The following is a 6,000-nucleotide window of genomic DNA, read 5'->3' on the forward strand; positions in this document are numbered from 1 at the left end:
TGAATAGCATATTAGTGTTATAAATTAGGAGGAGAAACATGTCATTCTCACAATTAAATCAAGAAGTAAACGAAAACGAAGTAAAAGCAGTGATTCATACGAACCAAGGGGATATTACCGTTAAGTTATTTCCAGAAATTGCACCCAAAACTGTTGAAAACTTCGTTAAACTTTCTGAAGATAATTACTACAACGGTGTTATTTTCCACCGTGTTATCAAAGATTTCATGATCCAAGGTGGAGACCCAACTGGTACAGGTATGGGTGGAGAAAGCATCTACGGTGAAGCATTCGAAGATGAATTTTCTTTAGAAGCATTCAACTTATATGGTGCATTGTCTATGGCAAATGCAGGGCCAAATACGAACGGCTCTCAGTTCTTTATCGTTCAATTAAATCAAGTACCTGCTCAAATGATGTCACAGTTAGAAGGTGCGGGTTATCCTGCTGAAATCATTGAAGCGTATAGAAGTAAAGGTGGTACACCTTGGCTCGATCAGCGTCACACGGTCTTTGGTCATGTAATCGAAGGCATGGATGTCGTAGAGAAAATTGCAGCAGTTGAAGTCGGCGCACAAGACAAGCCTGTTGAAGATGTTGTCATCGAACGTGTGACAATAGAAAAATAATGTTAACAATTCCGTCATCTTAATGTTGACCATAAACCGAGAATATTTGATATAATTTTATCGGTAAAGGGTGTGATATACAATGATGGAATTTCTTTATTTTCCTCAGGATAGAACAGAATATATACCAGCAGTAATCATATTGCTGCTAGTGCTCATCGCAGCTATGGTTGCCGTCTATTTCATTAAGAAGCATTCCGCGAAACAAGAAGATAAATTAAGAGAATTTGAAGCGCGTGTCATGGCACAGATAGACAAAGAAGAATCGAATAAGTCTAAGAATAACGGCGTAAAATAAGACGTCGTTATTTTTATATATTGGATCATATAAACATCACGACAATGTTTATAGCGAGTGTTCATTAAATATGATAGAATTGATTTGCAATTCCTATTATATAGGGGTGAACCTATGGCAAAACATTACCGCGTTGGCCAATTTGTAAAAGTTAAAGTAACCGGTATCCAGTCATATGGTGCTTTTGTCAAAACCCCAGATAATCGAGAAGGATTAATTCACATCTCAGAAGTCATGGATGATTATGTCCATGATGTCGGTCAGTTTCTTACAAAAGGACAGATAGTCAAAGCAAAAATCATCAGTATTGAAGATGATGAAAAATTAAACTTAACGCTCAAGGAAAATGAGTATTTCAAAAATGAAGAGCGTCAAAAAGCAAAGAAGTCCGTATTAGACTTGATCAAAGAGACAGAAGAATATGGGTTTGAATCGCTAGCACAAAAGATGCCAGGTTGGATCCAGGAAGCAAAGGCAAATATGCGAAACGAACAAGGTAGATGAGTATTAAAAGGACACGGTAATCGTGTCCTTTTTTGTGTTTTTATACGTTACAGTGCATACGCTTTCAGTCTATGTTTCACAAGAGTTTCTCAATATTTTAAAAGCTTGAAAAATTGTCGCATTTTGTTCATTATATAAGGTGAGCAAAAATTTATAAGGAGGATTCATTATTATGATTCCATACAAGCACGAACCATTTAAAGATTATACGCTAGAGGAGAACCGTCAGAAAGTCGCTGAAGGTTTCGATTTAGTTAAATCGTACCTTGGTCAAGAATATCCATTAATCATTGACGGTAAACGCGTGAAATCTGATGAAGAGCTAAGCAGATCTTATAACCCAGCAGATAAGGACGAGACGATTGGTCACGTACATCAAGCGGGTCAAAAAGAAGCAGATAAAGCGATGGAAGCAGCGAAAAAAGCTTTTGAATCATGGAGAAAATACTCATTCGAGTATCGCTCAGATGTACTCTTCAAAGCAGCTGAAATCATTCGTAAAAGACGCTTCGAGTTCGTTGCGCATTTAGGTAAAGAAGCGGGTAAACCGTGGAAAGAAGCTGACGTAGAAGTCGCAGAAGCAATTGACTTCTTAGAATATTATGGTCGTCAAAACTTAACATTAAAAGATGGACAGCATGTTGAGTCACGTCCAGGTGAATATAACCAATTTGATTACATTCCACTTGGTGTTGGTTTCGTTATCTCACCTTGGAACTTCTCATTTGCAATTATGGCGGGTACAACTGTTGCAGCGATGGTGGCAGGTAACACAGTATTGCTCAAACCATCATCACGAACGCCAATCATTGCATACAAGTTCATTGAAGTATTAGAAGAAGCGGGCATGCCAAACGGTGTTGTTAACTATATTCCTGGTTCATCTAGAAATATCGGTGACTATTTAGTAGAACACAAAGACACTGCATTCGTATCATTTACTGGTTCAAGAGATGTCGGTGTAAGAATTTACGAAAAAGCAGCAATCGTTCAAGAAGGTCAGCTTAACTTGAAACGTGTGATCGCTGAAATGGGCGGTAAAGATACAATCGTTGTTGACAGTGACGCAGACTTAGAGTTAGCTGCAGATGCAATTGTTCAATCTGCATTTGGTTTCACAGGTCAAAAATGTTCAGCATGTTCACGTGTTATTGCACTTGAAGACATTCATGATGAATTATTAGAAAGAGTTGTTGCAAAAACGAAAGAATTATCAGTAGGTAACCCTGAAACTGATATTTATATGGGTCCAGTTATCGACCAATCTTCTTTAGATAAAATCGAGAAATATATCGAAATTGGTAAAGAAGAAGGTAAGCTTGAAGTCGGTGGTACAATCGACAACGAAGTTGGACACTTTGCATATCCGACAGTATTCTCTGGCCTTAAGCATAATGACCGCGTTATGCAAGAAGAAATCTTTGGTCCTGTTGTCGGTTTCGCTACTGCGAAAACATTTGACCAAGCGATTGAATTTGCGAACGATACGGACTACGGTTTAACAGGTGCTGTAATTACGAAGAGCCGTGATCATATCGAACAAGCGAGACGTGACTTCCATGTTGGTAACTTATACTTCAACCGTGGATGTACAGCTGCAATCGTTGGTTACCAACCATTCGGTGGCTTCAAGATGTCAGGTACAGACTCTAAAGCTGGTGGACCAGACTACTTACTACTTCACATGCAAGGTAAAACGACGTCAGAAATGTTCTAAACCCGCATTAAAATAATATATTCATCATAAAACTCGGGTGTATGCCCGAGTTTTCAAACAGAAAGGAAGGTCTACATGACTGAAACCAATCGAATAATTGAACTCACAGAAAAGTATGGTGCTAACAACTACAATCCACTGCCAATCGTTATATCTGAAGCAGAAGGCGTGTGGGTACATGACCCAGATGGCAATAAATATTTAGATATGTTAGCTGCATACTCAGCAGTAAACCAAGGACATAGACATCCTAAGATTATTCAAGCGTTAAAAGATCAAGCAGATCGTGCGACTTTAACTTCACGTGCTTTCCATAACGATCAGTTAGGTGCATGGTATGAAAAAGTTTGTCAATTATCTGGTATGGAAATGGCGTTACCAATCAACACAGGCGCAGAAGCTGTAGAAACAGCGATGAAAGCAGCTCGTCGTTGGGCATATGATGTAAAAGGTGTCGAAAACAATAAAGCTGAAATCATCGCAATGAACGGTAACTTCCATGGTAGAACATTGGGTGCGACTTCTTTATCTTCTGAAGCGACATACCGTCGTGGTTATGGACCTTTACTAGACGGGATAAACCTCGTCGACTATGGTGATATTGAACAGATTAAAGCAGCGATCAATGATAATACTGCAGCAGTGCTTTTAGAACCAATTCAAGGTGAGGCTGGAATTATCATCCCTGAAGATGGATTCTTAAAAGAGTTGCGTCAAGTATGTGATGAAAACAACGTGTTATTCATTGCAGATGAAATTCAAGCGGGGCTTGGACGAACTGGTAAAATGTTCGCAACAGAATGGGAAGACGTAAAACCAGATATGTACATCTTAGGTAAAGCATTAGGTGGGGGCGTATTCCCAATTTCATGTGTTTTATCTTCAAGAGAAGTATTAGGTGTATTTAACCCAGGTTCACACGGATCAACATTTGGTGGTAACCCGTTAGCATGTGCAGTGTCAATCGCAGCATTAGACGTGTTAGAAGAAGAAAACTTAATTGAACGTGCACAAGAGTTAGGTAAATATTTCATGGATGAGTTAAGAAAGATTGATAATCCTTCAATCGTAGAAGTCCGTGGTAAAGGATTATTCATCGGGGTTGAATTGAATCATGAAGCAAGACCTTACTGTGAAGCACTGAAAGAGGAAGGCGTACTTTGTAAAGAAACACATCGCACGGTTATCCGTTTTGCACCTCCTCTGACAATCACGAAAGAAGAGCTTGATTGGGCATTAGAAAAAGTACGTAAAGTACTTACAAAATAGTCGATTCAAACAATCGTGTTTATGTTACAATAGCGTTAAAATAAGTATCATAAAATGAGGCGGATGAAATATGTCAGAAAATTCTAATCTTGTGACGTCAACACAAGGAATTATCAAAGAAGCACTAGACAAACTTGGTTTTGATCAAGGCATGTATGAGCTGATTAAAGAACCGATGCGCTTGTTAAAAGTACGCATTCCGGTGCGTATGGACGATGGTACAGTAAAAGTATTTACAGGTTACCGTGCACAGCACAATGATGCAGTTGGTCCAACTAAAGGTGGCGTGCGTTTCCACCCAGATGTTACAGAAGATGATGTCGTAGCGTTATCGATGTGGATGACATTAAAAGCAGGTATCGTCAACCTACCTTACGGTGGGGGTAAAGGTGGTATCGTCTGTGATCCACGTGAGATGAGCATCGGTGAAGTCGAGCGACTGAGCCGTGGTTACGTGCGTGCAATTTCTCAAATTGTCGGACCGACAAAAGATATTCCAGCACCAGACGTGTTTACGAATGCTCAGATTATGGCATGGATGATGGATGAATACAGCGCGATTGATGAGTATAACTCACCTGGGTTTATCACGGGTAAACCACTTGTTCTCGGAGGAAGTCAAGGACGCGACAAAGCAACTGCAATGGGCGTTGTCATTTGTTTAGAACAAGCATTAGAAAAACGCGGTAAGACAATCGAAGGTTCACGCGTTGTTATCCAAGGATTCGGTAACGCGGGTAGTTTCCTTTCTAAAATCCTTTCAGACAGAGGCGCGAAAATTATTGGTATCTCAGATGCCCATGCGGCATTACACGATCCAAATGGATTAGACATCGATTACTTGTTAGACCGTCGTGATAGTTTTGGTATGGTAACAAACTTATTCGAAGATACAATTACAAACCAAGAATTGTTAGAATTAGATTGTGATGTACTTATCCCTGCTGCGATTGCGAACCAGATTACTGGAGATAACGCAGCAAACGTTAAAGCAGATATTCTGTGTGAAGCGGCAAACGGACCTACAACTGCAGAAGCAACTAAGATTTTAAACGATAAAGGTACTTTAATCGTACCTGACGTTCTTGCATCAGCAGGTGGGGTAACAGTATCGTACTTCGAGTGGGTTCAGAATAACCAAGGTTATTACTGGGGCGAGGAAGAAGTAAATACGAAGATGACTGAGATTCTTATCAAAGCATTCGATGATATTTATGAACTCAGCCAATCACGCCGTGTAGACATGCGTTTAGCAGCATACATCATCGGTATCAAGCGTACTGCAGAAGCAAGCAGATACCGTGGATGGGCGTAAGTTGATTTTTGATATTTGATTTTGAATGATATGTAGTGTGGGGCCTGTGTTTGTGGGGTCCTGAAATAAATAGTATAGAGAACGGCCTTGGAATCAATTTTGGGATTCCGGGGTCGTATTTTTGTTGGTATTTTGTAGATAGGAGTGTTGTTTGAATTTCTAGTTCGGAATGGTGGGTGTGCGTCATATCGAAATTTTAGGAGTTGCCGCACACTTGGGTCTTTGAACTGTGCGTCAGCTCGGATTTTTCGGAGTTGCCGCACACTTT

General features: G+C 39.9%; 6 protein-coding genes. All 6 read left to right on the forward strand.

Going from position 1 to position 6,000, the window contains the following annotated elements; all coding sequences use genetic code 11:
• The first annotated feature begins 38 nt into the window (after positions 1-38).
• The 6 genes from BMW30_RS06250 to BMW30_RS06275 all read left to right on the forward strand — a co-directional run bounded on the left by BMW30_RS06250 (position 39) and on the right by BMW30_RS06275 (position 5,732).
• On the forward strand, positions 39-629 hold the full coding sequence (locus BMW30_RS06250) for a peptidylprolyl isomerase (RefSeq protein WP_091474951.1): 591 nt from the start codon (positions 39-41) through the stop codon (positions 627-629).
• Between the two features lie 82 nt (positions 630-711).
• Positions 712-927, forward strand: a complete 216-nt coding sequence (locus tag BMW30_RS06255; RefSeq protein WP_091474952.1) for a hypothetical protein — start codon at positions 712-714, stop codon at positions 925-927.
• Positions 928-1,041: 114 nt separating this feature from the next.
• Positions 1,042-1,431, forward strand: a complete 390-nt coding sequence (gene ygs / locus BMW30_RS06260) for a S1 domain-containing post-transcriptional regulator Ygs (RefSeq protein ID WP_091474954.1) — start codon at positions 1,042-1,044, stop codon at positions 1,429-1,431.
• A gap of 172 nt (positions 1,432-1,603) precedes the next feature.
• On the forward strand, positions 1,604-3,148 hold the full coding sequence (gene pruA, locus BMW30_RS06265; RefSeq protein WP_091474956.1) for an L-glutamate gamma-semialdehyde dehydrogenase: 1,545 nt from the start codon (positions 1,604-1,606) through the stop codon (positions 3,146-3,148).
• Positions 3,149-3,223: 75 nt separating this feature from the next.
• Complete coding sequence (locus BMW30_RS06270) at positions 3,224-4,417, forward strand: ornithine--oxo-acid transaminase (protein WP_091474958.1); 1,194 nt, start codon at positions 3,224-3,226, stop codon at positions 4,415-4,417.
• Positions 4,418-4,487: 70 nt separating this feature from the next.
• Positions 4,488-5,732: a Glu/Leu/Phe/Val family dehydrogenase gene (locus tag BMW30_RS06275; RefSeq protein WP_091474959.1), complete on the forward strand. Its 1,245-nt coding sequence runs from the start codon at positions 4,488-4,490 to the stop codon at positions 5,730-5,732.
• Positions 5,733-6,000: the final 268 nt, after the last annotated feature.

This window comes from Aliicoccus persicus (assembly GCF_900110815.1).
GTDB classification, from domain to species: Bacteria; Bacillota; Bacilli; order Staphylococcales; family Salinicoccaceae; genus Aliicoccus; species Aliicoccus persicus.